The sequence below is a fragment of the Bacillus mycoides genome (assembly GCF_001757995.1).
GTDB lineage: Bacteria > Bacillota > Bacilli > Bacillales > Bacillaceae_G > Bacillus_A > Bacillus_A mycoides_B.
In genome coordinates this window covers 84,621-110,289 of record NZ_LXLV01000066.1, presented here as the reverse complement: position 1 = coordinate 110,289, position 25,669 = coordinate 84,621, and the positions used below count along the sequence as shown (strand labels likewise).

The following is a 25,669-nucleotide window of genomic DNA, read 5'->3' as shown; positions in this document are numbered from 1 at the left end:
GGAGTGAAAGGATGGTACGAATGAAATGGCTCGTAATTGGAATGATAATTCTTCTACTTTTTATTTTGCTAATACTATTATCGAAAATATCGCTTAAGGTGACGTTTTTATATTCAGAAATGGAAAAGCAATGTTTATTTCAAGTGAAAATATGGATGATTCAATATACGTTTGATGTATTGGAAAGAATTGAAAAACAGCAGAAAAAGACGGGGCAGAAAATCGAAAAAGCTGAGGAAGATGGCGGAATAGATAATAAAATTATGGCACAACTTGATAGCATTGGAGAACTGATAAAAAAGCTTCAAGAAGTTCATACTATTGTTAAAGATTTTCTCAAACGAGTGAAAATCAATAGTTGGAAGTGGCATTCACAAATTGGAGCAGGCGATGCGGCTAGTACTGGAATTGTCACTGGGTATGCATGGGGGACAAAAGGAATGGCTGCTGGAGTTGTAGGACAATATATGCATATTGTCGACGTACCAGAATTTGAAATTACACCTGTTTTTCAAGGGAAGGGATTTGCATCAAGATGTGAATTGACAGCTTCCTTTCATATATTTCGTACTTTGAAAACAGCGGTAAAACTACTCATGTTTATGAGAAAACAAAAGTCTGGTATGACAGATAAATCTGTTCAAGCATAGGGGGGATATAGAATGGACCATCCAATTCAAGGTTTAATGACAACCGCAATGCAGCATTTAAAACAAATGACGGATGTAAATACAATTGTTGGTGACCCGATTAAAGCAGCAGATGGAAGTGTAATTCTTACCGTTTCGAAAGTAAGTTTTGGATTTGCTGCTGGTGGAAGTGAATTTGGCAAAGTAGAGCATTCAGGCCGTCATCCATTTGGAGGAGGTAGCGGTGGTGGAGTTTCCATTAATCCTGTTGCCTTTCTCGTTATAAATGGAGAAGGTGTGAAAGTTTTACATTTAGATAAACAAACACATGTCATTGACAAAATAATTGAATTAGCGCCACAAGCTGTTGATAAAGTGAAAGAAATGATGGATAAACGAAAAGAAGATGATCCAGAATTTCAAATTTAAGGAATAAAGAAGCTAATCAATGGATTAGCTTCTTTATTTTTTTGTAAATAAAGCGATTTTATTTGCATTATCGATAGGGACAAACTATCATTTACATTGTACATATTTTGTTTAAATAAGGGAGGATTTTTAAGTGGCAAATGTAACTTTTAAAGGTAACCCAATGACTTTAGTTGGAACAGAAGTTAAAGTTGGCGATCAAGCGCCTAACTTCCAAGTATTAGCAAATGACTTATCTCCAGTAAGTTTAGAAACATACAAAGGTGAAGTGAAATTAATTAGTGTTGTACCTTCAATCGACACAGGTGTGTGTGATGCACAAACACGTCGTTTTAACCAAGATGCAGCAGGTATTGAAAATGCGAAAGTATTAACAATTAGCGTTGATTTACCATTCGCTCAAAAACGCTGGTGTGCAGCTAACGGTTTAGAAAACGTTGCGACACTTTCTGATCACCGTGACCTTTCATTCGGTGAAGCTTACGGCTTAGTAATGAAAGAACTTCGTTTACTTGCTCGTGCAGTATTCGTAGTAGATAGCAATGACAAAGTAGTTTACGTAGAATACGTAAGCGAAGGTACAAGCCATCCAAACTATGAAGCAGCATTAGAAGCAGCTAAATCTGCGAAGTAATGTGAAGGAAATGACCTCTTATAAAGAGGTCGTTTTTTCTCATATATTGCTGCACAATGGTACTAATATATGAGAAAAGACGTTACATCATAAACAACTTGAAGGGGAGCTCTTTACAAGAGGTCGCTTTTTCTTTTTGGAAAAAATCACTTTGTGGTATGATATAAGTTATGTGTAAAAGAGAGAAGGAGGAATGTACGTGAGTCAGGCAGTAGAAACATTATTTTCTATTTTTGATTCTTCTACGGTAGTTTTACGTAAAGAATTAGATGTAACATATTTAGAGGCGCTTGTAGAAACAGGTGATAACTTGTTTGAGGGAGCGATTTTACAAGAGGAATTATCCGAATCAACAATTGAAAGGTTGAATCGTGAATATAGTACGTTTAATGAAGAAACATATAAAGGGGAAGAAATTCGTAAAGCATTTCAGCTAGCCATTTTAAAAGGAATGAAAGAAGGCGTGCAAGCGAATCATGAAATGACGCCAGATGCAGTTGGAATGTTCATGAGCTACTTATTCCATAAATTTATGCAAGGTCAAAAAGAAATTACTGTTTTAGACCCTGCAATTGGAACAGGTAACTTAATGACTACAGTGTTTAATAGCGCTAAAGAAGAACTAGCAATGAGTGGATTTGGTGTAGAAGTGGATGAAGTGCTAATTAAACTTGCTTTAGTAAATGCGAATTTACAAAAGCATGCAATCGAATTCTTCCATCAAGATGGACTAGCACCACTTTATATTGATCCAGTTGATGCAGTCGTTTCAGATTTACCGATTGGTTACTATCCAAACGAAATCGGTGCAAGTGAATATACGTTAAAAGCAGATGAAGGAATGTCATATGCGCATCACTTATTTATTGAACAAAGTGTGAAACATACGAAAGAAGGCGGGTACTTATTCTTCTTAGTACCAAACTTTATTTTTGAAAGTGATCAAGCGCCAAAACTACATGCATTTATTAAAGAAACATGCTTTATTCAAGGATTGTTACAACTACCTGTTTCCATGTTTAAAAACGAGAAAAATGCAAAAAGTATATTTGTTCTTCAAAAGAAAGGCCAAGATGTAACAATGCCGAAACAGGCACTACTAGTGGAATTACCTAAATTCTCTAACATGAAGGCTATGGAGAACATTATGGATCAATTGAACACTTGGTTTGCAACACATAAATAATACGATATATATGTAACAGGGTTAGTAATTCATGTAGTACAGTTGTATAGGATTTGTCATATTTTTTAATATATACAAGATTTAACTGAATTTTTTTGAAATCTGTAATATATTTTTTTTCTTGGTGTTACAATTTTTTCACTTGAAATATATGTCGGACGATGTTTAAATTAAAATCGTGAGTATAAAATTTATTAATGATGAAACGTTTTCATTATGAGTGAATTTAATTAGATAAAATCGAGCGGTTTGTGGAATGATCCACACAACTACCAAGAGAAAAAGGGGCGAAAGACTAGATGTCAAAAATCATCGCGATTAACGCAGGAAGCTCTTCCTTAAAGTTCCAATTATTTGAAATGCCAAGTGAAACAGTATTAACAAAAGGTTTAGTAGAACGTATCGGTTTAGAAGATAGTATCTTCACTATTACTGTAGATGGCGAAAAACAAAAAGAAATTACAAACATCCCAGATCATGCAGTAGCAGTTAACATGCTTCTTAAGAAATTAACTGAAAACGGAATCGTAAAATCTCTTGATGAGATTGGCGGTATCGGTCACCGTGTTGTACACGGCGGCGAAAAATTTGCTGATTCTGTTTTAATTGATGATGAAGTATTAGCTGATATCGAAGAATTAAGCGATTTAGCACCACTTCACAACCCAGCAAACCTTGTTGGTATTAAAGCATTCCAAGAAGTACTACCAAACGTACCAGCAGTAGCAGTATTCGATACAGCATTCCACCAAACAATGCCGGAATCTGCATTCCTATACAGCTTACCATATGAATACTATGAGAAATTTGGCATCCGTAAATACGGTTTCCACGGAACTTCTCATAAATACGTAACAGAGCGTGCGGCTGAATTATTAGGTCGTCCACTTGAAAGCTTAAGCCTACTTTCTTGTCACTTAGGTAACGGTGCAAGTATCGCAGCAGTAGAAGGCGGTAAGTCTATCGATACTTCTATGGGCTTCACTCCACTTGCTGGTGTAACAATGGGTACACGTTCTGGTAACATTGACCCTGCGTTAATTCCATACATCATGGAAAAAACAGGCCAAACTGTAGAAGAAGTAGTTAGCGTATTAAACAAGAAGAGTGGTATGTTAGGTCTTACTGGTTACTCTAGTGACCTACGTGACATCATTGCGAAAGAAGAAGAAGGCGACCACCGTGCGAAAGTAGCACTTGACGTGTTCGTAAGCCGTATCCATAAATACATCGGTTCTTACACAGCTCGTATGAAAGGCGTTGACGCTATCATCTTTACAGCTGGTGTAGGTGAAAACAGTGCGATTATTCGTGAGCGCGTATTAGAAGGCCTTGAGTACATGGGCGTATACTTCGACGTAAAACGCAATAACGTATTCGGTGAAGAAGCATTCATCAGCTTCCCACACTCTCCAGTAAAAATTATCGTAATTCCAACTGACGAAGAAGTTATGATTGCTCGTGACGTATTACGTCTTGGAGATATTGGTTAATATATGCATGAAAAAGACGAGATCCTAAAGGATTTCGTCTTTTTTCTTTTATATATATTTTAAAATTCGATCTGGATATAGTATTTTTTCCTTTTGAATGAATGCAGTGAGGGGAATCCATTTTGCATATGAGGCTGTTTGTTCAGCTTTTATATTCAGCATTTCCATTTCATAGCGACTTAGGCTGTAAATAAAGAACACGCGATGTACAAGCATATTTGCAAATATGATACAATAGAAAAAAATCGAACGAGGTGGTTGTTGCGATGCGATCGAAGCGAGAACAAGCCATTTTAGAAAATATAAAAGAGTGGGAAGGGCAATTAGTAGAGCAAGAAGCGACCGATTTTCAAAAGATGTTTGATAAGTGGTTGCATACTACAGTTGCAAAACTACCTGAGAAAAAACGAAAAGACTTTTTTACGAAAGCAGATGGATGGCTCTTTCATTTGCATGCACTTATTCAAAGTTCACAATCACAGTTAGATGCACGTAATCGTATTTTAGGAACGTCGAGATTATTTAATGAATCAATTGAGCAACTTGAAGATTTGAAGGCGTTATCTATTGATCAATTAACATACATAGCAGAGCAGCAAACAGCACGTCATCGTCTATATTCATTCGTACAAGGCGGAGCAACAGGTGCTGGCGGTCTATTATTATTAACGGCTGATTTTCCGGTTATGATTGCATTAAATGTGAAGGCTGTACAACTTATTGCGACATCATTTGGACATGATGTGAACAAGCCGTATGAAATGATGCTTGCGTTAAAGGTATTTCATGCAGCATTACTACCGGCGAGACTTCAGCAATATGCATGGTACAATTTACTGAGAGAACTTGAGCAAGAAGATTCATTCTTTTATGAAGGAGACGAAGAGGTGTTAAAGCCAGCTTCTACTGAGGTTGTGTTAAAACAAATTTTGAAGACATTTTCGATTTATGCTCTTCGTCGTAAATTATTCCAAGGCATTCCTGTACTTGGAATGGCAATTGGCTCTACAGTGAACTATCGCTTAACGAGGAATGTTACTGAATTTGCAAATAAGTTTTATCAAGTACGCTACATATTAGAAAAAGAAAAGAGAGCATGAAAAAAAGCGAGAGGCCGAAGCCTTTCGCTTTTTAGTTTGTCGCATGTTTTTTGGACATTGGAATAGATACTGGTTGCTTTGCTGCTTTCTTTTCTGTTTTTGGATAGTAAATTAAATCCAATGTTTTTGCCTGTACGGCAATCGAAAGAATAGTAAAAGCAATTTCTGTCCAATTTAAATAATATAATGAAAGCGCAAGAACAATCGCGTCAAAGACGAAGAAAATTTGCCCAATTGTAAACCGAGTTCGTTTACTTAATATAATTGTTAAAATATCGTCTCCACCGGTTGCACCGCCAAATCGCAATATAAAACCGAGTCCAATACCAGCTAACGCACCACCAACTACTGCAGCTACAAATAAATTATTTGATAAATCTACCGTAAAAGGAGAATAATTTTCCATAAGGGAATAAAATACTCCGAATGAAAGTGAACCTAAGAATGAATAGCCAACCATTTTTCTACCTAAAAATGAAGCACATAGTAAAATAATAGGGATATCCATTACTACAGTTGAAATAGATGGTGAAATATCATAAAAATTTTGGATAAATAGTGCAATACCTACAAAGCCACCTTCTGTTAAGTGGTTTTGGAAGTGAATGTGATATAGCGCTGCTGCTAAAATAAATGAACCGATTAAAACCATAAAAACTTCTTTAATAATTTGTCGACTTTGGATGTTCCTCATCGTTATTCCTTCTTTCCGTAGTTAGTAGTCCTTTTGGTGTTGTAAACTAACTACGAGCTCACATGTAGCTTTCAGTTAGTTTACGTAAAACTAACTACGCTATATGTCGCTGAAGAAATAACGAATAATCCTCTCGTCCATCAATTCTCCCTACCTTCGTTTTAGTTTAAGTCTTAAAGCGACTAAACAAAACGTGGAGTAGAATTCTTCATTTAGCAATCCTGCTCTTCTTTGTTTTGTTTAGCTAGTAACAATTAAGTCCTAAACAAAACGCTATGTGTAAGAAGAGTCTTTTTTTTGCCAAATTATCCTTCGGGCAATCATAATTTCCCCACTCTCGTATTTTTTTCGCTAGACTAAAGTATCTGAGCTGAAAAATACGCTACGTGTATGATTCGTCAATACGATGCCACATGCTCCTTCGAGCGATCATGATATCAAAATCCCTTCCTTCAAGATTTATATTATTATATCATACTTTCAAAAAATGTATGCGGATGGAAACCGACAATAACCGGAGGGAATCTACAAAAAATGTTATGTTTAAATATTTTTGTAGAAAAGCCTAAGTTATTTTGCAGGATTGGGTAGTTTTTAGAAGTTTGTCCAATAAGTAAGAAAAGAAGAGTTTTCATTTAGTTGTATTGTTTTCGTCACTTTTATCTTTAAAAAATGCATCCCAGCTAATCACACTTAAAAATGTTAGAGCGATAATAATGAAAGCACGCATAATTTTGAGGCCTCCTTTTGTACATAGTATATGAATCCCTTACTTTGTGATGTGTCATTTTTTTACAGATTATAATTGTTATGAGATTATATTAATATAGATAGATGAAAGGGAGGATGGAGATATGCTAAAAGACATGTTTAAAAGAAAAGAATTAAAATGCGTTTTATGTCAGAAAAAGATTGAATATGAAGAAGAGCTAGTTGCTTTTGTGAAGTTGCCGAAAGAAAGAAGTATATTAGTAGGCCCGTTTGATGTATGTTTAGCAAAAACGGCGCAAGAAATATATTGCAAAGCTTGTTACGACAAAAAAGCATGACCCAAAGTACTCGAGGGGCATGCTTTTTTCATTGGTGTGCTTTTCCCTCAGATACGTTTTGGGTTAGACGATACCAAAGCCAAAGATCGTTAATAATTGAAGCAAGATCAGCAATCTCAGAATTAAGCCTACAGGAAATTTCAAAATTCTCTTCGTTATTTAAACAATGTTGTTTTTGATTAATATGACGTTCAAGCTCTTGTATACGATCAGGTATTTTTCCGCGAACTTGCTCCCATTTTAATAAAATAGCTTGCTGCATTTTTTCGGGGATATCTTCCCAGTCTTCTTGTAAATGTGGAATTTCAATTCCTAGATGTTCATCGTATAAGAAATACTTTTCCATAAGTTCACCCCCGTTTTCCTGCTTATATTGTACATAAAAACAGAAAGAAGTTCGACGGAATTGTTTGAAAAAAATTGAAAATGACCCTTGATACATTTTTTAAAAGGTGTTAAAGTATGAATTATTATAAAAGAAAATGAATATTTATTCTTTAGGGGGATGCAAAATGGAGAAGAAAAAAGTTGTATTAGCATATTCCGGAGGTCTTGATACTTCCGTTGCAATTAAATGGTTACAAGAGAAGAATTATGATATTATCGCGCTTTGTTTAGACTTAGGGGAAGGTAAAGACTTAGCATTTGTAAAAGAAAAGGCACTTTCAGTAGGTGCAATTAAATCATATATGATTGATGTTCAAGAAGAATTTGCAAATGAATATGCATTGATGGCGATGCAAGCACACACGTTATACGAAGGGAAATACCCTCTTGTCTCTGCATTATCTCGTCCGCTTATTGCGAAAAAATTAGTGGAAATTGCAGAGCAGGAAGGCGCAAGTGCAGTTGCACATGGATGTACAGGGAAAGGGAATGATCAAGTTCGTTTTGAAGTTTCTATTCAAGCGTTGAATCCATATTTAGAAGTTATTGCGCCTGTACGTGAATGGAAATGGTCACGTGAAGAAGAAATTGCATATGCAAAAGAAAATGATATACCGATTCCAATTAATTTAGATAGCCCGTTTTCAATCGATCAAAACTTATGGGGACGCAGCAACGAATGTGGAATTCTAGAAGATCCATGGGCAGCGCCGCCAGAAGAAGCATACGAGATGACATTGGCATTAGAAGATACACCGAATAAACCAGAGTTTGTAGAAATCGGATTTGAAGCAGGAGTACCGACGACTTTAAACGGCGCTGCATATTCAATTTCAGAATTAATTAAAACGTTAAATGCACTTGCTGGAAAACATGGCGTTGGACGTATCGATCATGTAGAAAATCGCCTTGTCGGTATTAAATCTCGTGAAGTGTACGAATGCCCAGCGGCAATGACATTAATAACAGCGCATAAAGAACTTGAAGATTTAACACTTGTGAAAGAGGTCGCTCATTTCAAACCGATGATTGAGCAAAAACTAACAGAGTTAATTTATAACGGTTTATGGTTCTCACCTTTAAAACAAGCACTCAATGCTTTCTTACAAGAAACGCAAAAAAATGTAACAGGTACAGTGCGTGTGAAATTATTTAAAGGTCATGCGATTGTAGAAGGACGTAAATCTGAGTACTCTTTATATGATGAAAAACTTGCAACGTATACTGCCCAGGATGAATTTAATCATGATGCAGCAGTCGGATTCATTTCATTATTCGGTTTACCTACAAAAGTATACAGCCAAGTGAATCAAAAGAAGGTGGAAGCGTGAGCAAACTTTGGGGCGGACGTTTTACAGAAGAAGCGGAAGCATGGGTAGAAGAATTCGGAGCTTCTATTTCCTTTGATAAGCAATTGGTTAGCCAAGATATAAAAGGGAGTATCGCACACGTAACGATGCTAGCAAAGCAAGGCATCGTTACGAAAGAAGAAGCGGAGAAAATCAAGATAGGGCTTCAATATTTATTAGAAGAAGCGAAGGAGAATAAACTTCATTTCTCGGTAGAAGCGGAAGATATTCACTTAAATATTGAAAAAATGTTAATTGAACAAATCGGTGAAGTAGGAGGGAAACTTCATACAGGCCGAAGCCGTAACGATCAAGTGGCGACAGATATGCACTTGTATTTAAAAGAAAAAGTAGAACATATTATAAAAGCTACAAAACAATTGCAAACTGTTCTTGTTCATCAAGCGGAAAATAACATTGAAACAATTATGCCCGGCTATACGCACTTACAGCGTGCACAGCCGATTTCATTTGCTCATCATATTCTTGCTTACTTTTGGATGTTAGAGCGAGATGTGAATCGTTATGAAGATTCGTTAAAGCGTATTAACATTTCACCATTAGGAGCAGGAGCACTAGCGGGTACAACATTCCCAATTGACCGAGAATATAGTGCGGAGCTTCTTGGATTTAACGGAATCTATGAAAATAGTTTAGATGCGGTAAGCGATCGTGATTTCATACTGGAGTTTTTAAGTAACTCATCTATGCTCATGATGCATTTATCACGCTTTTGCGAAGAACTTATTTTATGGAGTAGCCAAGAGTTTCAATTTATTGAAATGAGCGATCAATACGCAACGGGAAGCAGTATTATGCCGCAGAAGAAAAATCCAGATATGGCGGAGCTCATCCGCGGAAAAACAGGCAGAGTATACGGTAATTTATTCAGTTTACTTACAGTAATGAAAGGATTACCGCTTGCTTACAATAAAGACTTACAAGAAGATAAAGAAGGAATGTTTGATACAGTAAAAACAGTAGAAGGATGCCTTCATATTATGGCAGGCATGCTAGAAACGATGACTGTAAACAAAGAAAAAATGGGGCAAGCTGTGACGCAAGATTTCTCTAACGCAACAGAAATTGCCGACTATTTAGCAAACAAGGGACTGCCGTTCCGCCAAGCTCATGAAATTGTCGGGAAACTAGTTCTTCATTGTACGCAAAAAGGAATTTATTTATTAGATGTACCACTTGAAACATATAAAGAAATGAGTCCGTTATTTGAAGAAGATTTGTATGAGGTTCTGTCACCTTATGCAGCTGTAAAGCGTCGTAACAGTGCTGGCGGGACAGGGTTTAAGCAAATTGAAAAAGCTTTGGAGAAGGCGAAGGGGTTAGTCGGAGAGTTTGTTGGAAGTTAAATGATGTATGATATAGAAGGTAAGGTGCTTTTTTAGAAGTACCTTACCTTTTTGTATTTAGATTTTTAGGTATGTATCTATCATTTCATAATTATGTTTCATAATCATAAAATGATGCTTCTCATGAATCGCTAAAAGTTGAATAGATTGAATAAGGTTAGGATAGTGAGCAATCGGATCTAAAAATACGATATGTCCTGCAATATTTTCTTCTGTATTTTGAACTAGTTTTTTTATTTCATCTGTTTCACGTGAAAGTAAGTCTTCTAATTCTGTTACATTCATAGAATCATAAACTTTTTTTGAAGGGATTAAAATCCAAGGTGCTTTCATTCCTCTGCCATGCTTCTCCTTGTATTCGGCATAAATGTCATGAATTTCAGTTGCGAATGGGGTGTTTCTTCTTAGTTTGGCATAGGGGATAAGAGTGAAAGAGAATTTAATCGCTACTTTTAGCATCCTTGTAATTAAATATAAGTGATAAAAGTGCTCCCCAATAGACCATTTTCCGTCCTCTTTCCTATACCATAGTTGTTCTTGTGAAAGTGAATGAAGCTTAGGAAGAAACTGGTTTCTTTGCACATGTAATGTGTGAAAATGTTTTGAGATATTTTCAGATTGCATATTTTGGTATCCTCCATATTTTTCCTAATTATAACATTTTTCGTATGGATTTAATTAAGCCTAGAGCAATATGCTCTAGGCTTAAAGTTTCATTGATTAATCATACTTGTGTCGATCTTCTGTGATACGAATATACTCAATATCCATTAAATCTCGAAACAGCGCACCATGACTTAGTTCAACGCCATGTTTTTCTTTAAAATGTGAGCATATTGTATTTAACATTTCAATCTCTTGCTCGTTGACATCTAAAATAATACGTTCATGATCTCCCATATAAATCCTCCTTTTCTAAACACATATATTTTGTCCGTCTATTTCTAAAAAATGTATGTTAATGTAATGTTAGGAAATGAGAAAGGAATGGAAGATGAGGCGTATTTATTTTATAGGGTTAATTTTGTACACATTAATTGTGCTACATGTGGCATTCCCATCAATATTTTCATTTGAGAATGTAGAAACAGTGCATGTTGCGATATTTATCTTTACTCTATTTGTAGTAGATTGCTGTATTTCTTTATGGCTTTCGAGAAAAAAGAAAGTACAAGGTGCAAAAGATAAAAAAGAAATAGAACGGAAAAAGAGAAAACGTTCATTCTGGATGACAACGTATTGTTTTTCATTAGTTATCACGGCTGCTTTTGCAAGTGAGCATATTCCGCTAGAAAGGTTAAATATCGAATTTTGGGCAATTGTATTTGCATGTTATTTTTTCATGCATTTTCTTCCTTATATGAAAGAAAGGCGAGGAGAAGAGGAAGATCCGATTGAAGAAGAAGCGAGAGAACAAGAGAGTAAGAGAATAGAAGAGGAAATAAAGAAGCTTGGCGAACAAAAGTGGTATTTAAAATCTAAAATCATATATGTTCTTTGTTTCATTACGCCGCCAATCGGTTATTTGTATGTTTTCTTGCTTCGTAAAAAAATGACAGAAGATGCAAAGCAAACGTACTTAACGGTTGCGACGATCATGATGGCACTATGGTCTTTGAAGTTCCTTCCGCCCTATGTGCTGGCAGTTACCGTTGTTGTTGTTGTTGTTGTTGTTGTTGTTGTGGCTTGTCTTGTATTTATAGTGAAGTTTGTGAAATGAAAAACACCAAGCCCATGTGGACTTGGTGTTTTTTTATTATAAATTAAAGATCACCTTGCTCCTCATCACCACGAACAACAAGGACATCGCATTTCGCATAGCGAATAATATGTTCAGAGACGCTACCAATTAGGAAACGTTCTACAGCATTTAAACCAGTTGCACCACACATAATTAAGTCCACTTTATTGTTTGGAGCAATTTCTTTTGAAATTTTAGATTTAGGATTACCGAATTCTAATACAGTTTCAATTTTTTCAAGGCCAGCTTCAAGCGCAGTTTTTTTGTAGTCTTCTAATAAGTCTTCTGCAAATAGATTTGCACGTTCAGCAATTGCTCGGCTATACGCCTCTACTGCGGAATATGCTTTTACATCAACAATATGAGCGATTGTTAATGTTGCATTGTTTCGTTTTGCAACTTGAATTGCTTTTTTAAAGGCTTTTTCTGCTTCTTTAGAACCGTCCACCGCAATTAAAATATTTGTATATGTATTATTCATAGTAAATTCCTCCCAATCATTTTTATAACTGTTTACAACTTAATTATAAAACAAATTATGGTAATGTGCCTGTTAAAACGTTACAGAATTTTGAAAACTCTGTTTTGATTCTTTTTAGTTGTAATTGGAGCGAGAACTTGTTACATATGAAGTATAGCAATTTAAAAGGAGGCAGTTTTGTGAGACATGCGCTCATTACAGCCGGTACGAAAGGTTTAGGAAAGCAAGTAACAGAAAAGTTATTGGCTAAAGGGTATTCAGTAACAGTAACGTATCATAGCGATACAAGTGCTATGGAAACAATGAAAGAAACATGTAAAAATATGGAAGAACGTCTACAGTTCGTGCAAGCTGATGTCACGAAAAAGGAAGATTTACATAAAATGGTAGAAGGAGCGGTGAGCCGTTTTGGCAAAATTGACTTCTTAATTAATAATGCTGGTCCTTACGTATTTGAAAGGAAAAAATTAGTCGATTACGAAGAAGACGAATGGAATGAAATGATCCAGGGTAATTTAACAGCGGTGTTTCATTTATTAAAACTTGTCGTGCCGATTATGAGAAAACAAAACTTTGGCCGTATTATTAACTACGGATTTCAAGGAGCAGATAGTGCGCCTGGATGGATTTATCGTTCAGCTTTTGCAGCTGCGAAAGTAGGGCTTGTTTCGTTAACAAAAACAGTTGCTTACGAAGAAGCAGAATACGGTATTACTGCGAATATGGTTTGTCCTGGTGATATAATTGGTGAAATGAAAGAGGCGACGATTCAAGAAGCGCGTGAGCTGAAAGATAGTAACACACCAATTGGTAGATCTGGAACAGGTGAAGATATCGCAAGAACCATTTCGTTTTTATGTGAGGACGATTCCGATATGATCACCGGTACAATCATTGAAGTGACTGGTGCTGTTGATGTTATTCATAGACATCGATAGAATTGAATAAAAAGAACTTTCTAATAATTGGACAGTTTATCCTTTATACTGAGAGGTAAGGATAATACTGTCCTTTCATGTAAGATTAAATCTATCGGAAAACTTGTATTATTTTTTGTCAAATATTGAGATATTATGTTAGAATATAAGAGCGTAGAAAGCGCTTTAAAAAATGATTCAGGGGTCATTTCATAACTCAAGGGGGAACTAATAATGCGTATCGGTATTCCAACAGAAATTAAAAACAATGAAAACCGTGTGGCAATGACGCCAGCGGGAGCTGTACATTTAGTACAAAATGGTCATGAAGTTTTTGTTCAAAAAGGAGCAGGTATAGGATCAGGCTTTACAGATGAAGAATACGTACAAGCTGGTGCGAAACTTGTTGAAACTGCTGAAGAAGCATGGAATCAAGATATGGTTATGAAGGTAAAAGAGCCAGTTGCAAGTGAATACGGTTATTTCCGCGAAGGTTTAATTTTATTCACATACTTACACTTAGCTCCAGAACCAGAATTAACAAAAGCATTAATTGATAACAAAGTGGTATCAATTGCATACGAAACAGTACAATTAGACAATCGTTCTTTACCATTACTTGCACCAATGAGTGAAGTAGCTGGTCGTATGTCTGCGCAAATCGGTGCACAGTTCCTTGAGAAAAACAAAGGCGGAAAAGGTATTTTACTTGCAGGTGTTCCAGGGGTTAAACGCGGTAAAGTAACAATTATCGGCGGTGGTCAAGCTGGTACAAACGCAGCGAAAATTGCAGTAGGTTTAGGTGCAGATGTAACAATCATCGACTTAAGTGCAGAACGTCTTCGTCAATTAGATGACATTTTTGGAAACCAAGTAAAAACGTTAATGTCTAATCCATACAACATTGCAGAAGCTGTAAAAGAATCTGATCTTGTAATCGGTGCAGTATTAATCCCAGGTGCAAAAGCGCCAAAACTTGTAACTGAAGAAATGATTCAATCAATGGAACCAGGTTCTGTCGTTGTAGATATCGCGATTGACCAAGGTGGTATTTTCGAAACAACTGACCGTATTACAACTCATGATAACCCAACTTACGAAAAATATGGTGTTGTTCATTACGCAGTTGCAAACATGCCAGGTGCGGTTCCACGTACATCAACTCTTGCATTAACAAACGTAACAGTACCATATGCAGTACAAATTGCTAACAAAGGCTACAAAGAAGCTTGCCTAGGCAACACTGCATTATTAAAAGGTATTAACACATTAGATGGATATGTAACATTCGAAGCAGTTGCAGAAGCGCACGGCTTACAATACGCTGATGCAAAAGAGCTACTTGAAAAAGCTCCTGCTTTATCATAATAGATATACATGTAAGCCCCTCCTTTTGTAAGGAGGGGCTTTTTATTTGGATTAATTGTCTAGTTTCTTTACAATTCTCAATCCGAACATCATTGTAAAGAAAAGAATGCCGAACAAGTAATACAAGGCATACTCAACTCGTATCATCGAATTTTTGTCAGTGATATATAAAATAAATAGTATCGCAGAACCGATTAAATGAGAGAGACCGAAAATTTGCGCCATAAGTTTTAAACTCATCTTCTCGATTCTTTCATCAATCTCAGGTAATGGATATTTCTCGGACTCGTTCTTTTTTTTCTTAAAGAATATTCGTTTCACTACAAATAGTATCAAGGCTAAGAGTATGTATACGCCAGCGAAAAGAAGGACAGAACTAATCTTTTCTTCATCATTACTATTGAAATAAAGAAAAGTTGAACCTAACAATAAAATGGTAAGATGCGAAATGAACTCTTGATTAAAAGTATTTTTCATTCTTTTTCCTCCCCAGTTTTATCTAATTGAAATAAATCCTCCACTTTACAGCCGAAAAACTCACATAATTTCAATGCCAATTCTAAACTTGGGTTGTATTTATTCTTCTCGATAGCGATGAGGGATTGTCTAGTGATTTGAACAGAGGAAGCTAATTGCTCTTGAGTGATGTCTCTAACGACGCGGAATTGTTTCACTTTATTTTTAATCAAATATACAAAGTCTCCTTTTTGTAAATTTGTTACATTTATTATATCCATTTTTAGGTAAAAAGTAAATAAAACTTTACAAAAAGTAAATGAAACTTTACGAGAGATATTGCTTGTTATAATGTATATTTTTGTGATAATTTGGAATTAAACGGAAAATAAAAGCCGGTAGAGGGGATTCGATGGGGAGCAAAAATAGGAAGAAAAGGCAAGTTAGGAAACAAAAATATATAAAGAAAAAACAGGAACAGAACATACCCATTTCAAAAAAAGTAGCTCTTATTATGGAAAAAACATTTCGATATATTTGTATGGCCCTGTATGTAATTTTGTGTCTTTATTCAGGTGGGGTGTTTTACAGTTTTGGGATAACCCCCAATATTATTGAGAATGTTTTAGGATATATCCTTGTCGCAATAGAGTTAGTCTTATTTTTTATATTATTTGATAAAGTGTGGCCTAGTCATGAAAGTAAAAAAGATGGAAAAAGAAGCAAAAAATCGTCATACGCTTCAAGCTCATCAAGTGGATTCGGTGACTACAGTAGCAATGATTGTAGCGGCTCAAGTGATGGTGGAGGAGATTGCGGAGGTGGTGGAGACTAAGTTAGTTTTTTTCAGAAGAACGACTAATGAAAGGATGAGACGAAAGATGGAAACTGTGAACTTAATAGAATTAACAAAGGATATTCAAGATCAACATAAAAACTTCGTCGTTTCAAATGTGAATAGTCATTGCTTACGAATTGCAGTATTTACTGGCGAATATAATTGGCACTATCATTCTAATTCGGACGAATTATTCATTGTATTAGAGGGGGAATTACTTATTGATTTTCAAGATGGAGAGACGGCGGTTTTAAAGCCGAATGATTCAATTTTAATTCCAGCATGTACTATTCATAGAACGAGAGCATTAAAGAGAACGGTAAATCTTTGTTTTGAAAATATAGAAGCTGATACGATCATAGTGGAGCAATTATGAGGGAATTATCTGTAGCTGAGTATGGAAAAATTCTTCTGATTTTAGAAGGGAATATAAGAACAACAACTTTTGCTTATGCGGTATGTGATCAAATGATAGATGGTGAGGTTTTTGTAAACGAACAATTAACAGCAGGGCTAATCGTCACAGCTAATGGCATTTATTATTTATTCGGTGACACTCATGACGAAAGTTATAACGAAGATTTATTTTCATATATAACAACAGCTATTGAAAAAACAGAGAAACGATTTACACTGTTCACTTCGAGTAAAGAGTGGGAAATGATAATTGAAGAGCGTTTTAGTAATGTATTTCGGAACATCCCGCGAATGACATTTCAATTTCAAAGAGACGTTTTTGAAGATAGAAAAATAGAATTAAACAAAAATACATATGAAATTAAACGTATTGATAGAAGAGATATAGAACGAAGTAATGAATTTACAATGGGTTATTACAAAGAGTATTGGGGATCAAACGAAGTGTTTTTGAATAATGGCTTCGGATTTTGTATAGAACAAGATGGGATAATTATAGCCGAATGCGTCTCAATATTTAGCGGGAATAGTTTTGCAGAAATAGATATTGCAACACATGAAGCACATCAAGGGAAAGGGTTAGCTCAAATTGTTGCAACATGTTTCATTGAACATTGTATAAAAAACGATATTACACCGTGTTGGGATTGTAATATAGACAATATTCCTTCGCAAAAATTAGCTAGTAAATTAAGTTTTCATAATCCAGTAGAATATAGCTTATTTGTACGCAAGAGGACGGGGGAATAAAAATGAACGTAGAATTAACCAGATTCAAAGTAAAGCATGGTAAAAGTCATCGTGTAGATGAATGGATGCAGCTTCTTAATGACAATATGAAAGAAGTACTTTTGACATTAAACGACGAAAAGATGTATGTAGAGACAATTTTCCGGGAAATAAGAGATGGAGAAGAGTACTTATATTGGTATTCTGTGCAAGGGGAAGGTGGTACTCTTGTCGAAAATTCTCATCATGAAATTGATAAAAAGCATTTAGAGTTTTGGTATGAATGTATTGATGAGGATGGTCCGGCTGTCGATATGAAGACGGAAGTCGTTATGATTCAAGATGTTGTGAAAGAAGTAATGAAATAATAGAATGGTATTTTTGAGAGGAGCACATCAAAATGGATGTGCTTTTTATTATGAAAAGTTTTTTTAGAAAAGTTGTATATATTTTACACTCTCAAACGTTGAGTATATAGAAAGGAGAGCCGGATGAGCCATGATACGTTTGAAACATTATTAATAGAGAAATCAAAAGCTGTGTTTGGATACCTTTAAGTGAAAATAAAGGGGGATTTTAAGAACATTTTAGGGCAAACTATAATGAGATGAAAAACACCAAACCAAAAGACTTGCCAATATACGGTGTAGTCGTAACTGGAAAAACAGAGGATTTACAAAGTTTACAAGGAGCACCATATATTAAAGCAGCTGTTAGAGGTGTAACAGTTGAGAAATATTGATCACAGTCTATTAATGTGAATAATCAGAAAATTTATGTTATACTATATGAAAAGGAGGTTTATATGAGGCAAATACATGGAGCAATTTATATTTACATAACAATGTTTTTCGTGGTGATATCCTATGGTTTAGGGCACGTGTATTCGCATCCTATATTAACTTTTTTAAGCGGAGCATGTATGGCGTTTGCGCTTCTTGTCCACCTTTTCTCAGTCTGGATCGTGAAATTTCAATTAAATATTAGTGAAATAGAAGAAGGCACTTTTTAAAGGGCCTTCTTTTTTAATAATATTGGCGGAGCCCCTGTAGTAACTTTTCAATTTCGCATTCAGTTTCTTTACATATAGACATTGTACGTAATCTGAAAAATAAGCTGCGTAAGAAAGATTTTATATTTCCGTATAGAAATTCGTATGATTCAATATGTAGTATTGATTTTTGGATTTGTAATTGAGCTACTAAATCACGAAGGGCTAATATGAGTACTTCTTCCTCTAGGCCATTTTGCAGCATTACGACAATTGGACAAACGATACGTTCATCTTCTTCATACTTGTAATAGATGGAATGGACACAAACTTTATTTAATAAAGTTGTTAGTATTTCTTCGTAATGTGAAGCTCCTAGTTTAGGATTATTAACAAGCGCTTCAAATGTATCTGAAGCATGAGCGACACTATGTGCCCAGCCACGTTCTTGGACATAGCCTCGTAAGTCATGCTCTTTGTTCATATATAGAATTAATTTATCTTTTACATTTGAAATATCAGTCTGTGATAAGAAATTATGATTTGTATCCGCATCTATAATGAGGGCGATTAATAATGTTGTAAATGCACGGGTAAATACAGCGTCATCGTCATCTGCATGAATTTTATAGAATAAATAGTTTTCACTGATGCTTTCTGATAATAGTTTTTGTAAGTGGGTGTGTGAAATATAGTCCTTCTTGATTAGATGATAAAAAGTAGAGTAAATGAGTTTGTCTCTTAAATAGCTATCGGTAACACCGATATGTTGAAGCATACTTGAACTTAATGAATCAATATGAAGTGTGTTGTTGATTATGTAATTATTATTACGAATTTCTTCTAACTGTTGTTGTAACATATAAACCTCCTATTTTAGAAGATTCTGTATATTAATAGTATAATGTGTGGAAGAAATAGACAAGAAATAATTTCTTTTGAATGACTCGATGTGGGAGGAAGCGTTATGGGGAAAGCCATGTTCTTCTTCATTAGTATTTTATTTTCAGGTGTGTTTCTAATAATATTATCAGCCTGTACTACGAAACCTGTAGAGCAAGTAGGAGTAAAAGAAGAACCTAAAGAAGGGTATGTAATATTGAGAAATGGCACAATATTTTTTGACAGTGATAAAACTTTTAAAACAAAAGTAGAATTGCAAAATTATATGGAACAACAAATAAATAAAGAGGTTCCGTCGGATATAATTTTGAGTTTGAATGATAAAAGAGCATATAAGCAGTTAGAAACAGGAAATAAAATAAAAGTATGGTCTTCTAAAATACTTGAAAGTTACCCAGCACAAATGATTGTAGAGAAATAGAAAAAGGTAGCAATCACGCTACCTTTTTTATCCCGCATTAACGGGCAGTAAGACTCCCACCTCAAAATTCGGCTGGAGCAAAGAAGTTAGGTGGGAGATCAACTGCCCGTAAACGCCCGATTGGTTCAACTAATAATCAGTGGGGGATGAACAAAACCCCCACTGATTAAAGTTTCACTTTATTATTTCACAAATTGTAATTCTTTCGGGAACTTCGTTAAAATTTCTGATCCGTCTTTTGTGATGTAAATATCATCTTCAATACGAACGCCACCTACGTTTGGTACGTAAATACCTGGCTCGATTGTGAAGACCATACCTTCTCTTAATAGAGACTCGTTGCCTTCTTTTACATCTGGATATTCGTGTACGCTAATTCCAAGTCCGTGACCAAGGCGGTGTGGGAAGAAGTCTCCGTAACCTGCATCTGCAATAACAGAGCGAGCAGCGTTGTCAATTGCACCAAATGTAACGCCTGGTTTACATGCTTCAACTGCTTGTAGTTGTCCAGCAAGTACAGTGTTGTAAATACGAGTTTGTTCTTCAGAAATATCACCAAATGCTACTGTACGTGTAATGTCAGAGCAATAACCTTCAATGATTACACCTAAATCAAATAGTACGAAATCGCCGCGTTTCATTTTGTTTGCGCCTGGAATACCGTGTGGAAGAGCAGAGTTTGCACCTGCTAATACCATCGTATCGAATGACATTTTATGGATGCCTTTTGTTTTTAATTCATGCTCAATAATTGCTAATACTTCTAGCTCGCTACGATTTTCTTTAATTGCATTTACACCAACTTCAACAGCATAGTCTGCCATTTTAGCTGCTTCACGTAAAATAGAAAGTTCTTTTTCGTCTTTAATTAAGCGAAGCTCGCGAACTTTCTCTTCAGCTGATTTGAAAGCTGCATTTGGGAATAATTTTGTTAATTCTTCGTAACGCTCTACGTTTAAATGTTCTTTTTCAATTGCAACTGCATTTGCATCAATACCACGATCTTTAATTGCTTTTGCAATCATATCCCATGGTCTGTCAGTATCAGTAAATCCGATAATTTCATGTGCCCAGCCAGCGTTACGTGCTTGACCTTCTTCCATTTTAGGACAAATTAAAATAGGCTCTTTTTCTTGGAATACAAACATACCAAGTAGTCTTTCATGTGGTTCACAGTGGAAGTTCGTCATGTAGAAAACGTTTGGTGTAGAAGTTAAGAAGGCAGCTTCTACATTTTTTTCTTTTAGCCATTGCATTAAATTTTCTAATCTAGCATTCATCGATTGGCACCCCCGAGATATTTAATTACAAATATAACTTTACATCGGAGGAAAGCGTTATGACAAGTAAATAGATGTTAGAAAAGACAGGGAATTGAGAAATCATGTAGAATAAAAAGTGAGAATGTGAATAGGGGAGGAATGTAATGATGAAAGTATCGTATCACGGGCATTCAGTTGTAAAGATTGAAACGAATGGAAAAGTTATTTTAATTGACCCATTTTTAACAGGGAATCCGACAACAGATTTAAAAGCTGGAGATGTAAATGTGGACGCAATTCTTTTATCTCATGGACATGGTGATCATGTTGGAGATACAGTAGAGCTTGCGAAGAAAAATAATGCAGTTGTTATAGCGCCGTTTGAACTAGCGACATTTTTAGGATGGCAAGGTGTAAATACACATCCAATGCATATTGGTGGTTCACATGAATTTGACTTCGGAAAAGTGAAATTTACTCAAGCATTCCACGGCTCTAGTTATATTGATGAAGAAAATAAGACGATTACATATACAGGTATGCCAGCTGGTATTTTGTTTATGGCAGAGGAGAAAACGGTATATCATGCGGGAGATACTGCACTGTTCTCTGATATGAAGTTAATTGGAGAACTTAATAATATTGATGTAGCATTTTTACCAATTGGTGATAATTTCACAATGGGGCCAGAAGATGCTGTTTTAGCTGCAAAATGGATTGGTGCGAAAACGGTTGTACCGATGCACTACAATACGTTCCCAGTTATTGAACAAGATCCATATCAATTTGTAGAAAAGCTACAAAATTGTACAGGGAAAGTATTAGAAGCTGGAGAAAGTATTACACTATAAAAGAGAAACCCTTCATTTGAAACGACAAGTGAAGGGTTTTTTATGTGTGTAGTACAGTTTTTAAAGTTTGCACTTGTTTTGGTGATTCTTTTCTTTTTGGAAGTGGCTGTTCGGGTGTTTCATTCAACTCCATTGCAACTTTTTTTCCATCTACGAAAGCTAAAAATACAGCACCTACAACTCCTAAAAATTTTTTCATCATTTATTCGCTCCTTTGTTTCATTTCTTGTCTTAATTGTATATGGAATCGAGTGGACAAACTATCGAACGAGATGACAACAGCATTACATTGTTGTAATGGAATGACTGGTGGAATGTAAGGGTTATTTTGTTATAAAAAAAATAGTACAGGTATACAAAGAGAGAGTGTAACAGTTTTGAAAATATAGTATACTGAAAATACAACACATGAAGAATTTAGGGAAAAGAAAGTATGGTGAAACCATTTGGCTACCAAGCATAATCAAATTTTAGAACATATTAATAGCCTGCCAGTAGGGCATAAAATTTCTGTGCGGCAAATTGCGAAAGATTTAAGTGTAAGTGAAGGGACAGCTTACCGTGCAATTAAAGATGCAGAAAATAAAGGGTATGTTAGTACAATTGAACGTGTCGGAACAATTCGAATTGAGCAAAAGAAGAAAGAGAATATCGAAAAACTGACATATGCAGAAGTCGTTAACATTGTTGATGGCCAGGTACTTGGGGGCAGAGAAGGACTACATAAAACGTTAAATAAATTCGTTATTGGGGCTATGAAATTAGAAGCGATGATGCGCTATACAGAAGCGGGTAACTTACTTATTATCGGTAACCGTACGAACGCACATCAATTAGCATTAGAAACAGGGGCTGCTGTATTAATTACAGGTGGATTTGATACAGAAGAGCATGTGAAAAAGTTAGCAGATGAATTGAAATTGCCAATTATTTCGAGTAGTTATGATACATTTACGGTCGCAACGTTAATTAACCGTGCAATTTATGATCAACTTATTAAGAAAGAAATTGTACTAGTTGAAGATATTTTAACACCAATTGAAGAAACACTATATTTAAAGCCTAGTGACATAGTGCAGAAATGGCATGAGTACAATGAAGAGACGATGCATGGACGCTATCCAATTGTGGATGAAAATAAAAAGGTGTTAGGTATCGTAACTTCGAAAGATATGATTGGTGTTGCGAAAGATACACCGATTGATAAAGTGATGACGAAACACCCTATTACGGTAAATGGAAAAATGTCTGTCGCAGCTGCAGCACGTATGATGGTGTGGGAAGGTATTGAATTACTTCCTGTTGTGGAGGATGGAAATAAATTGCAAGGTATCATTAGTCGTCAAGATGTACTTCAGGCCTTGCAGATGATTCAGCGTCAACCACAAGTTGGTGAAACGATTGATGACATTGTAACGAATCAATTTATGACGCCGAAAGAAGCAAAAAATGAGCATTTATATCAATTTTCAGTGACACCACAAATGACGAATTCAATCGGGACGTTATCTTACGGTGTATTCACAACAATTGTGACAGAAGCAACAAACCGCGTCATTCGTGCGCAGAAGAAGAGCGATTCAATTGTTGAGAACTTAACAATTTATTTTGTAAAACCGGTTCAAATTGATAATGTTGTATCGGTTCATCCGAAAGTATTAGAAATTGGCCGTAAATTTGGTAAGGTTGATGTAGAAGTGCATCATGAAGGTAATGTCGTTGGGAAAGCGTTGCTTATGGTGCAATTGATCGATAAATAAAAAGATGGAACAAATCGCTTTGGTTTGTTCCATCTTTTTTTGTTTTATCCCGCATTAACGGGCAGTAAGACTCCCACCTCAAAATTCGGCGAATGCGAGGAAGTTAGGTGGGAGATAACTGCCCGTTAATGCGGGATTGGTGAAGGCTAATAATCAGTGGGGGATGGACAAACCCCCCACTGATTAAAGTTTCGCTTTATTGGGTTTTGAAGCTGTTGCTAAAGATGTGGAAGAGTTTTAGCGGGAAAGCAAAGGAGTAGCAGGATATATTTAAGGAGAGATAATTGTATAATTAGAAAAAACAGAATATTAATTCATTTAGATTGCATACTATGATATAATTAGATTGTAATATAATGGATGTCGGAAGGGGGATGCAATATGTCATCAGAATTACTCTTTTTTGGTGGTATCGCGCTCTTTTATTTCCTTGTGATGATACCAATTCAATACTTATACTTACAAGGATTAAATGAAAAAAAGAAACGAACAGGATTATCTCAGCAAGAACTATACAAACAGATGTCTTTTGAAGAAGAGCAATTACATTTTCACGTGCAAGGTAATCTCTTTAATATACCATCTGCGTTTGTTGCATATATGATTTTGAAAGTTAAGGGACGTAAAAAAGCATCACAATATTGATGCTTTTTTTACGTTGTTTTATAAGATTCGGCTTCTTTGACTGCTAATGGTAGAAAGTGTTTATATTGACGGAATCCATTAAATGTACTCGCACTGCCAAGTAAAATAAACAAAACACCAACGATAATGCGCGCAGTTGAAAGTTCTAAAAAGAATTGGTTTATCCCAAAGAATAGGACGAATAAGCCGAGTGCCATTGCGGATTTTCCTGAGAGCCAACCTTTCTCCATTGGACGGTTTGTACGCAAGAATTTTGTTTTGTAGAAGAGGTACAACACAAATGAGATGATAATACAAAAGACGAATACTGGCATAATACACGCTCCCATCGATTGGTATAAAAATAACAATTTAGAAAAAAGAAAAATCTAAACTTTCTAATTTTTATTATAAAGCAATTGTTCGCATGTATGAAATGTTTTCCGTTATAATGGGGGATAAAGTGAAACTTTAATTAGTATGGGGAGATCCCACGTACTAATTATTAGCCCTCACCAATCAGGCTTTTACGTGCATCTGGGCTCCCACTTAATTTTGCCCCATTGTTTTTAATACTTTTGAGGCGGGAGTCTTACTACACGTTAATGCGGAATAAAATGAAGAAGTTGAATAAAAAGGAGATTATACATATGCATGAGCAAATTTTAGGAGCAATTAAAGAGTTTGATACAATTATTATTCATCGTCATGTACGTCCGGATCCAGATGCGTTAGGTTCTCAGTGCGGACTTGGTACAATTCTGCAAGAATCGTTTCCAGAGAAAAATATTTATATGGTTGGGTACAACGAGCCTTCTTTATCATTTTTACGAGTAATGGATGATATTGAAGATAGTGTATATGAAGATGCACTTGTTATTGTTTGTGATACAGCAAATCAAGAGCGTGTTTGTGATCAGCGTTATGCAAAAGGAAAGATGTTAATTAAAATTGATCATCATCCGAATGAAGACCCGTACGGAGATATTACGTGGGTGGATACGGCAGCTAGTTCTACAAGTGAAATGATTTATGAGTTTTACAGTTATGGAAAAGATAAAGGGTTAACGATTTCAAAGGAAGCAGCTCGCCTTATTTTAGCGGGTATTGTTGGAGATACAGGTCGTTTCTTATTCCCGAATACAACAGCGAAAACACTTCGTTACGTAAGTGAGCTTGTTGAAATGGATGTTAAATTTACGGATCTATACAATGAAATGTATAAGACAAAAGAAAAGATCGCTCGTTTAAATGGTTATATTTTACAAAACTTTACAATGGTAGAAGAAGGCGCAGCGTACATTAAATTAACGAAAGAGGTACTAGAAGAGTTTGATGTACTTTCTACCGAAGCATCTGCTGTTGTTGGAGCGCTTGGTAATATTGATGGATTAAAGGCATGGGTTCTATTTTTAGAAGAAGACGATGTTATTCGTGTTCGTCTTCGTTCAAAAGGACCAGTTATTAATAAATTAGCAATGCAATATAATGGCGGAGGACATCCGATGGCTTCTGGTGCAAAAGCATCTTCTTGGGAAGAAGCGGATCGCCTGTTTGCTGATTTACGTGAGCTGTGTAGATAAGCGATTATAT

At 35.6% G+C, this 25,669-nt stretch carries 33 protein-coding genes and 3 pseudogenes; 24 read left to right on the top strand and 12 right to left on the bottom strand.

Features of this window, described 5'->3' with window-relative positions:
- Nucleotides 1–11: 11 nt before the first annotated feature.
- The 5 genes from BWGOE10_RS23135 (at nt 12) to ackA (ending at nt 4,371) form a co-directional block, all read left to right on the top strand.
- Entirely contained in the window at nt 12–650 is a 639-nt protein-coding gene (locus BWGOE10_RS23135; RefSeq protein WP_070145115.1) for a DUF2953 domain-containing protein, read from the top strand.
- Nucleotides 651–662: 12 nt separating this feature from the next.
- Nucleotides 663–1,058, top strand: a complete 396-nt coding sequence (gene ytfJ / locus BWGOE10_RS23130; protein ID WP_000350005.1) for a GerW family sporulation protein — start codon at nt 663–665, stop codon at nt 1,056–1,058.
- A 133-nt stretch (nt 1,059–1,191) separates the two neighbouring features.
- Complete coding sequence (gene tpx / locus BWGOE10_RS23125) at nt 1,192–1,692, top strand: thiol peroxidase (RefSeq protein WP_002123029.1); 501 nt, start codon at nt 1,192–1,194, stop codon at nt 1,690–1,692.
- Between the two features lie 199 nt (nt 1,693–1,891).
- Nucleotides 1,892–2,878, top strand: a complete 987-nt coding sequence (locus BWGOE10_RS23120) for a class I SAM-dependent methyltransferase (RefSeq protein ID WP_070145114.1) — start codon at nt 1,892–1,894, stop codon at nt 2,876–2,878.
- 299 nt (nt 2,879–3,177) lie between these two features.
- A complete protein-coding gene (gene ackA, locus BWGOE10_RS23115; protein WP_070145113.1) occupies nt 3,178–4,371 on the top strand; it encodes an acetate kinase in 1,194 nt (397 codons plus the stop codon).
- Between the two features lie 48 nt (nt 4,372–4,419).
- On the opposite strand, the pseudogene BWGOE10_RS31980 reads toward ackA, so the two are convergent.
- Nucleotides 4,420–4,551: pseudogene (locus BWGOE10_RS31980) on the bottom strand (DNA mismatch repair protein MutT); the annotation flags it as partial.
- Nucleotides 4,552–4,637: 86 nt separating this feature from the next.
- Between BWGOE10_RS31980 and BWGOE10_RS23110 the strand changes: the two are divergent.
- Entirely contained in the window at nt 4,638–5,471 is an 834-nt protein-coding gene (locus BWGOE10_RS23110) for an EcsC family protein (protein ID WP_070145112.1), read from the top strand.
- 31 nt (nt 5,472–5,502) lie between these two features.
- Here the strand turns inward: BWGOE10_RS23110 and BWGOE10_RS23105 are convergent, their stop codons facing one another.
- Nucleotides 5,503–6,165, bottom strand: coding sequence for a YitT family protein (locus BWGOE10_RS23105; RefSeq protein WP_002112250.1), 663 nt, complete (start codon nt 6,163–6,165; stop codon nt 5,503–5,505).
- A gap of 854 nt (nt 6,166–7,019) precedes the next feature.
- Between BWGOE10_RS23105 and BWGOE10_RS23100 the strand changes: the two genes are divergently transcribed.
- Complete coding sequence (locus BWGOE10_RS23100) at nt 7,020–7,214, top strand: hypothetical protein (protein ID WP_070145111.1); 195 nt, start codon at nt 7,020–7,022, stop codon at nt 7,212–7,214.
- A gap of 28 nt (nt 7,215–7,242) precedes the next feature.
- On the opposite strand, the gene BWGOE10_RS23095 is transcribed toward BWGOE10_RS23100, so the two are convergent.
- Nucleotides 7,243–7,560: a radical SAM protein gene (locus BWGOE10_RS23095; RefSeq protein ID WP_070145110.1), complete on the bottom strand. Its 318-nt coding sequence runs from the start codon at nt 7,558–7,560 to the stop codon at nt 7,243–7,245.
- A gap of 166 nt (nt 7,561–7,726) precedes the next feature.
- Between BWGOE10_RS23095 and BWGOE10_RS23090 the strand changes: the two genes are divergently transcribed.
- Nucleotides 7,727–8,932 (top strand): argininosuccinate synthase, encoded by a 1,206-nt coding sequence (locus tag BWGOE10_RS23090; RefSeq protein WP_070145109.1) that lies wholly within the window; start codon nt 7,727–7,729, stop codon nt 8,930–8,932.
- Nucleotides 8,929–10,317 (top strand): argininosuccinate lyase, encoded by a 1,389-nt coding sequence (gene argH, locus BWGOE10_RS23085; RefSeq protein WP_070145108.1) that lies wholly within the window; start codon nt 8,929–8,931, stop codon nt 10,315–10,317. Before BWGOE10_RS23090 ends, argH begins: the two co-directional genes overlap by 4 nt.
- Before the next feature lie 57 nt (nt 10,318–10,374).
- Here argH and BWGOE10_RS23080 read toward each other — a convergent pair whose 3' ends face one another.
- Both BWGOE10_RS23080 and BWGOE10_RS23075 read right to left on the bottom strand, forming a co-directional pair.
- Nucleotides 10,375–10,941: a DinB family protein gene (locus BWGOE10_RS23080; RefSeq protein WP_070145107.1), complete on the bottom strand. Its 567-nt coding sequence runs from the start codon at nt 10,939–10,941 to the stop codon at nt 10,375–10,377.
- 96 nt (nt 10,942–11,037) lie between these two features.
- The gene (locus tag BWGOE10_RS23075) at nt 11,038–11,217 is read right to left on the bottom strand and encodes a ProA domain protein (protein WP_070145106.1); all 180 of its coding nucleotides are present in this window, start codon (nt 11,215–11,217) and stop codon (nt 11,038–11,040) included.
- Between the two features lie 94 nt (nt 11,218–11,311).
- On the opposite strand from BWGOE10_RS23075, the gene BWGOE10_RS23070 reads away from it, so the two are divergent.
- Entirely contained in the window at nt 11,312–12,037 is a 726-nt protein-coding gene (locus BWGOE10_RS23070; protein ID WP_070145105.1) for a hypothetical protein, read from the top strand.
- A gap of 43 nt (nt 12,038–12,080) precedes the next feature.
- Here BWGOE10_RS23070 and BWGOE10_RS23065 read toward each other — a convergent pair whose 3' ends face one another.
- Nucleotides 12,081–12,539: a universal stress protein gene (locus BWGOE10_RS23065; protein ID WP_001066674.1), complete on the bottom strand. Its 459-nt coding sequence runs from the start codon at nt 12,537–12,539 to the stop codon at nt 12,081–12,083.
- A gap of 146 nt (nt 12,540–12,685) precedes the next feature.
- On the opposite strand from BWGOE10_RS23065, the gene BWGOE10_RS23060 reads away from it, so the two are divergent.
- Nucleotides 12,686–13,477, top strand: coding sequence for an SDR family oxidoreductase (locus BWGOE10_RS23060; protein WP_070145145.1), 792 nt, complete (start codon nt 12,686–12,688; stop codon nt 13,475–13,477).
- A 213-nt stretch (nt 13,478–13,690) separates the two neighbouring features.
- Nucleotides 13,691–14,824, top strand: a complete 1,134-nt coding sequence (gene ald / locus BWGOE10_RS23055; RefSeq protein WP_070145104.1) for an alanine dehydrogenase — start codon at nt 13,691–13,693, stop codon at nt 14,822–14,824.
- Nucleotides 14,825–14,875: 51 nt separating this feature from the next.
- On the opposite strand, the gene BWGOE10_RS23050 is transcribed toward ald, so the two are convergent.
- Nucleotides 14,876–15,301, bottom strand: a complete 426-nt coding sequence (locus BWGOE10_RS23050; protein WP_070145103.1) for a hypothetical protein — start codon at nt 15,299–15,301, stop codon at nt 14,876–14,878.
- On the bottom strand, nt 15,298–15,561 hold the full coding sequence (locus tag BWGOE10_RS23045; RefSeq protein WP_033713772.1) for a helix-turn-helix transcriptional regulator: 264 nt from the start codon (nt 15,559–15,561) through the stop codon (nt 15,298–15,300). Before BWGOE10_RS23045 ends, BWGOE10_RS23050 begins: the two co-directional genes overlap by 4 nt.
- Nucleotides 15,562–15,692: 131 nt before the next feature.
- Between BWGOE10_RS23045 and BWGOE10_RS23040 the strand changes: the two genes are divergently transcribed.
- From BWGOE10_RS23040 to BWGOE10_RS23020, 7 genes and pseudogenes are all read left to right on the top strand, one after another.
- Nucleotides 15,693–16,115: a hypothetical protein gene (locus BWGOE10_RS23040; RefSeq protein WP_070145102.1), complete on the top strand. Its 423-nt coding sequence runs from the start codon at nt 15,693–15,695 to the stop codon at nt 16,113–16,115.
- 46 nt (nt 16,116–16,161) lie between these two features.
- Nucleotides 16,162–16,494 (top strand): cupin domain-containing protein, encoded by a 333-nt coding sequence (locus tag BWGOE10_RS23035; protein ID WP_070145101.1) that lies wholly within the window; start codon nt 16,162–16,164, stop codon nt 16,492–16,494.
- Nucleotides 16,491–17,285 carry a GNAT family N-acetyltransferase gene (locus tag BWGOE10_RS23030; protein WP_070145100.1) on the top strand — a complete coding sequence of 265 codons (795 nt, stop codon included), beginning with the start codon at nt 16,491–16,493 and terminating at the stop codon, nt 17,283–17,285. Before BWGOE10_RS23035 ends, BWGOE10_RS23030 begins: the two co-directional genes overlap by 4 nt.
- A 2-nt stretch (nt 17,286–17,287) precedes the next feature.
- Nucleotides 17,288–17,632, top strand: coding sequence for a DUF6176 family protein (locus tag BWGOE10_RS23025; protein ID WP_070145099.1), 345 nt, complete (start codon nt 17,288–17,290; stop codon nt 17,630–17,632).
- A gap of 123 nt (nt 17,633–17,755) precedes the next feature.
- Nucleotides 17,756–17,818, top strand: a pseudogene (locus tag BWGOE10_RS33155) (RNA polymerase subunit sigma-70); the annotation flags it as partial.
- Nucleotides 17,818–18,006: pseudogene (locus BWGOE10_RS30500) on the top strand (anti sigma factor C-terminal domain-containing protein); the annotation flags it as partial. The pseudogenes BWGOE10_RS33155 and BWGOE10_RS30500, both read left to right, overlap by 1 nt.
- A gap of 63 nt (nt 18,007–18,069) precedes the next feature.
- Nucleotides 18,070–18,276 (top strand): hypothetical protein, encoded by a 207-nt coding sequence (locus tag BWGOE10_RS23020; protein ID WP_070145098.1) that lies wholly within the window; start codon nt 18,070–18,072, stop codon nt 18,274–18,276.
- 13 nt (nt 18,277–18,289) lie between these two features.
- Here the strand turns inward: BWGOE10_RS23020 and BWGOE10_RS23015 are convergent, their stop codons facing one another.
- On the bottom strand, nt 18,290–19,117 hold the full coding sequence (locus tag BWGOE10_RS23015) for a DUF2785 domain-containing protein (protein ID WP_070145097.1): 828 nt from the start codon (nt 19,115–19,117) through the stop codon (nt 18,290–18,292).
- Nucleotides 19,118–19,222: 105 nt separating this feature from the next.
- On the opposite strand from BWGOE10_RS23015, the gene BWGOE10_RS23010 reads away from it, so the two are divergent.
- On the top strand, nt 19,223–19,579 hold the full coding sequence (locus BWGOE10_RS23010) for a DUF3221 domain-containing protein (protein ID WP_070145096.1): 357 nt from the start codon (nt 19,223–19,225) through the stop codon (nt 19,577–19,579).
- Nucleotides 19,580–19,761: 182 nt separating this feature from the next.
- Here the strand turns inward: BWGOE10_RS23010 and pepQ are convergent, their stop codons facing one another.
- On the bottom strand, nt 19,762–20,859 hold the full coding sequence (gene pepQ / locus BWGOE10_RS23005) for a Xaa-Pro dipeptidase (protein ID WP_070145095.1): 1,098 nt from the start codon (nt 20,857–20,859) through the stop codon (nt 19,762–19,764).
- 149 nt (nt 20,860–21,008) lie between these two features.
- Between pepQ and BWGOE10_RS23000 the strand changes: the two genes are divergently transcribed.
- Entirely contained in the window at nt 21,009–21,692 is a 684-nt protein-coding gene (locus BWGOE10_RS23000) for a metal-dependent hydrolase (protein WP_070145144.1), read from the top strand.
- Between the two features lie 40 nt (nt 21,693–21,732).
- Here BWGOE10_RS23000 and BWGOE10_RS32990 read toward each other — a convergent pair whose 3' ends face one another.
- Nucleotides 21,733–21,894, bottom strand: a complete 162-nt coding sequence (locus tag BWGOE10_RS32990; RefSeq protein WP_098786620.1) for a hypothetical protein — start codon at nt 21,892–21,894, stop codon at nt 21,733–21,735.
- 244 nt (nt 21,895–22,138) lie between these two features.
- Between BWGOE10_RS32990 and BWGOE10_RS22995 the strand changes: the two genes are divergently transcribed.
- On the top strand, nt 22,139–23,452 hold the full coding sequence (locus BWGOE10_RS22995; RefSeq protein ID WP_000201581.1) for a DRTGG domain-containing protein: 1,314 nt from the start codon (nt 22,139–22,141) through the stop codon (nt 23,450–23,452).
- Between the two features lie 381 nt (nt 23,453–23,833).
- Nucleotides 23,834–24,097 (top strand): DUF3949 domain-containing protein, encoded by a 264-nt coding sequence (locus tag BWGOE10_RS22990; RefSeq protein ID WP_070145094.1) that lies wholly within the window; start codon nt 23,834–23,836, stop codon nt 24,095–24,097.
- Nucleotides 24,098–24,105: 8 nt separating this feature from the next.
- On the opposite strand, the gene BWGOE10_RS22985 is transcribed toward BWGOE10_RS22990, so the two are convergent.
- The gene (locus tag BWGOE10_RS22985; protein ID WP_070145093.1) at nt 24,106–24,411 is read right to left on the bottom strand and encodes a YtpI family protein; all 306 of its coding nucleotides are present in this window, start codon (nt 24,409–24,411) and stop codon (nt 24,106–24,108) included.
- A 315-nt stretch (nt 24,412–24,726) separates the two neighbouring features.
- Between BWGOE10_RS22985 and BWGOE10_RS22980 the strand changes: the two genes are divergently transcribed.
- Entirely contained in the window at nt 24,727–25,659 is a 933-nt protein-coding gene (locus BWGOE10_RS22980) for a DHH family phosphoesterase (RefSeq protein WP_070145092.1), read from the top strand.
- The last annotated feature ends 10 nt before the right edge of the window (nt 25,660–25,669 follow it).

Coding starts and splice junctions, on each gene's coding strand:
- BWGOE10_RS23135 (WP_070145115.1), top strand. CDS start 12: ATGGTACGAATGAAATGGCTCGTAATTGGAATGATAATTCTTCTACTT.
- ytfJ (WP_000350005.1), top strand. CDS start 663: ATGGACCATCCAATTCAAGGTTTAATGACAACCGCAATGCAGCATTTA.
- ackA (WP_070145113.1), top strand. CDS start 3,178: ATGTCAAAAATCATCGCGATTAACGCAGGAAGCTCTTCCTTAAAGTTC.
- BWGOE10_RS23110 (WP_070145112.1), top strand. CDS start 4,638: ATGCGATCGAAGCGAGAACAAGCCATTTTAGAAAATATAAAAGAGTGG.
- BWGOE10_RS23105 (WP_002112250.1), bottom strand. CDS start 6,165: ATGAGGAACATCCAAAGTCGACAAATTATTAAAGAAGTTTTTATGGTT.
- BWGOE10_RS23100 (WP_070145111.1), top strand. CDS start 7,020: ATGCTAAAAGACATGTTTAAAAGAAAAGAATTAAAATGCGTTTTATGT.
- BWGOE10_RS23095 (WP_070145110.1), bottom strand. CDS start 7,560: ATGGAAAAGTATTTCTTATACGATGAACATCTAGGAATTGAAATTCCA.
- BWGOE10_RS23090 (WP_070145109.1), top strand. CDS start 7,727: ATGGAGAAGAAAAAAGTTGTATTAGCATATTCCGGAGGTCTTGATACT.
- BWGOE10_RS23080 (WP_070145107.1), bottom strand. CDS start 10,941: ATGCAATCTGAAAATATCTCAAAACATTTTCACACATTACATGTGCAA.
- BWGOE10_RS23075 (WP_070145106.1), bottom strand. CDS start 11,217: ATGGGAGATCATGAACGTATTATTTTAGATGTCAACGAGCAAGAGATT.
- BWGOE10_RS23070 (WP_070145105.1), top strand. CDS start 11,312: ATGAGGCGTATTTATTTTATAGGGTTAATTTTGTACACATTAATTGTG.
- BWGOE10_RS23065 (WP_001066674.1), bottom strand. CDS start 12,539: ATGAATAATACATATACAAATATTTTAATTGCGGTGGACGGTTCTAAA.
- BWGOE10_RS23060 (WP_070145145.1), top strand. CDS start 12,686: ATGAAGTATAGCAATTTAAAAGGAGGCAGTTTTGTGAGACATGCGCTC.
- ald (WP_070145104.1), top strand. CDS start 13,691: ATGCGTATCGGTATTCCAACAGAAATTAAAAACAATGAAAACCGTGTG.
- BWGOE10_RS23050 (WP_070145103.1), bottom strand. CDS start 15,301: ATGAAAAATACTTTTAATCAAGAGTTCATTTCGCATCTTACCATTTTA.
- BWGOE10_RS23045 (WP_033713772.1), bottom strand. CDS start 15,561: ATGGATATAATAAATGTAACAAATTTACAAAAAGGAGACTTTGTATAT.
- BWGOE10_RS23040 (WP_070145102.1), top strand. CDS start 15,693: ATGGGGAGCAAAAATAGGAAGAAAAGGCAAGTTAGGAAACAAAAATAT.
- BWGOE10_RS23035 (WP_070145101.1), top strand. CDS start 16,162: ATGGAAACTGTGAACTTAATAGAATTAACAAAGGATATTCAAGATCAA.
- BWGOE10_RS23030 (WP_070145100.1), top strand. CDS start 16,491: ATGAGGGAATTATCTGTAGCTGAGTATGGAAAAATTCTTCTGATTTTA.
- BWGOE10_RS23025 (WP_070145099.1), top strand. CDS start 17,288: ATGAACGTAGAATTAACCAGATTCAAAGTAAAGCATGGTAAAAGTCAT.
- BWGOE10_RS23020 (WP_070145098.1), top strand. CDS start 18,070: ATGAGGCAAATACATGGAGCAATTTATATTTACATAACAATGTTTTTC.
- BWGOE10_RS23015 (WP_070145097.1), bottom strand. CDS start 19,117: ATGTTACAACAACAGTTAGAAGAAATTCGTAATAATAATTACATAATC.
- BWGOE10_RS23010 (WP_070145096.1), top strand. CDS start 19,223: ATGGGGAAAGCCATGTTCTTCTTCATTAGTATTTTATTTTCAGGTGTG.
- pepQ (WP_070145095.1), bottom strand. CDS start 20,859: ATGAATGCTAGATTAGAAAATTTAATGCAATGGCTAAAAGAAAAAAAT.
- BWGOE10_RS23000 (WP_070145144.1), top strand. CDS start 21,009: ATGAAAGTATCGTATCACGGGCATTCAGTTGTAAAGATTGAAACGAAT.
- BWGOE10_RS32990 (WP_098786620.1), bottom strand. CDS start 21,894: ATGATGAAAAAATTTTTAGGAGTTGTAGGTGCTGTATTTTTAGCTTTC.
- BWGOE10_RS22990 (WP_070145094.1), top strand. CDS start 23,834: ATGTCATCAGAATTACTCTTTTTTGGTGGTATCGCGCTCTTTTATTTC.
- BWGOE10_RS22985 (WP_070145093.1), bottom strand. CDS start 24,411: ATGCCAGTATTCGTCTTTTGTATTATCATCTCATTTGTGTTGTACCTC.
- BWGOE10_RS22980 (WP_070145092.1), top strand. CDS start 24,727: ATGCATGAGCAAATTTTAGGAGCAATTAAAGAGTTTGATACAATTATT.